Here is a 1,112-nt window from a genome sequence, read left to right as displayed (position 1 = left end):
CGCCCAAAACGGCGTCGACACCCCCGGCGTCAACACCCGCCGCGTCGGCGCTCCCAGAGCCTCTTCGGCGATCCGTCCCCGCAGCCACCGCTGCGCGATCGTGAACGTTCGCCATGCCGACCTCACTTCGCACCCGACCCGAAATCTTTCGGCCGAGTCTGGACGAGGATCGGTCGAGCGTCAGCCGAATCACTCGTTCTCCGTCAAACACCTCTCGTCACACGACAGCCGCCACACGCCTCCGGCCACACGGTGGCCGCCCCACCGCGACCGTCACACGAGCGCCGCCGCCCCGGCCGTCGGCCGCCCGACCTCCGTCGCCACCCGATCCGACCCCCTCCCCGAGGTATTGGCCCGCGACGCGCTCGTCAGCCGGCTGCCCCACGCGAGGCTGCCCCGATACCCCCGCTCGACCGTCCCCGTCAGCGTGATGACCGCCCGCCCGCCCCGGGGCAGATCCACCGGCTGGCACAGCCCCCTGGTCGTCGAGCCCGCCCCGCACGTGGCCCCGCTCTCCGTCTGACAGCTCAGTTCGAGATCGGAGAGGGCCGCCGGGATCGCCCCCTCGACAACCGTGTCGGGGGCGTCGTTCGGGCCCCGGTTGTGCACGGCGATGGTGTACGAGATCCGCTCCCCCGCCCTCGCGACGCGCGGGCCGCTCATCTCCAGCGACATGTCGACGGGCAGCGTCAGGCTGACATCGCGAATGCGATGGGACGCGGCAGCCGCACCCGTGCTCGCCGCGAGCCCCAGCTTGAACGCGGCCGGCATCGGCGTCTGCCCCGGCCACCGGGCGAGGTCGAAGCCGTCCAGCAGGAGCACCCCGTCGGGAGCCGCCTCACCACGCTCCTCCACCGTCAGCCGGCCGTCGACGAACGACACCCGCACGCGCCCACCGCCGCCCCAGGCACCCCAGAAGCCCCGCGGCACCCGCACCCCTGCCAGCCAGGTGAAACCGCTGTGCCCGCTGCCGCGACCGCGAATGCCGAGCGTGCCGGGGTGGCGCCCGGTGCCGCCCGGACCGGCCAGCTCCGAGGCGAAGTTGCCGTGGTTGTCGAACCCGATCCCCACGTACCCCGCCGTGACCCCCGGCGCCTGCCGCACCGCTCCCC

Annotated in this window: 1 protein-coding gene; it reads right to left on the bottom strand. The window is 73.7% G+C overall.

Annotated features, from left to right (window positions below):
- Window positions 1–273 precede the first annotated feature (273 nt).
- The coding region (locus tag ACSNOD_RS31335; protein WP_436770461.1) for a hypothetical protein at window positions 274–1,112 on the bottom strand (839 nt) is incomplete at its 5' end.

Origin of the sequence: Streptomyces sp. URMC 123 (assembly GCF_051386515.1) — a bacterium.
GTDB lineage: Bacteria > Actinomycetota > Actinomycetes > Streptomycetales > Streptomycetaceae > Streptomyces.
The sequence above is the reverse complement of the archived record's forward strand: the minus strand, read 5'-3'. Positions and strand labels throughout refer to the sequence as shown.